Origin of the sequence: Tritonibacter sp. SIMBA_163, from assembly GCF_046535935.1 — a bacterium.
GTDB lineage: Bacteria > Pseudomonadota > Alphaproteobacteria > Rhodobacterales > Rhodobacteraceae > Epibacterium > Epibacterium scottomollicae.
The window spans coordinates 1-228 of sequence record NZ_JAWJBP010001585.1 but is presented as its reverse complement, the minus strand read 5'-3'; the positions used below and the strand labels follow the sequence as shown (position 1 = coordinate 228).

Sequence of the window (228 nt, the reverse complement as noted above, 5' to 3'; positions counted from 1 at the left end):
CATAGCGTTGCCGGTTTAATTCGAGTTCCCGTTCAATTTGTTTTCGGCCTGTGATGTCACGGATCAATAACTGCACCGCGGCGTTGCCTTCAAACTCGATTCCCATGCCTGTCACTTCAACTTCATGCCGTATGCCTTTGGGCGTTACCCACAATTGCTCAGCGGGCGGTGTGCTGAGACCTTGGTTCATGGAGGCAATACGGGACTTTGCTATGTCATGGTAGTTGG

General features: G+C 51.3%; 1 protein-coding gene. It reads right to left on the bottom strand.

Annotation, left to right across the window (positions count from 1 at the left end):
* Positions 1 to 190 (bottom strand): hypothetical protein (locus R0J92_RS27595; protein ID WP_411054024.1); only part of this gene is annotated, 190 nt, incomplete at its 3' end.
* Between the last annotated feature and the right edge of the window lie 38 nt (positions 191 to 228).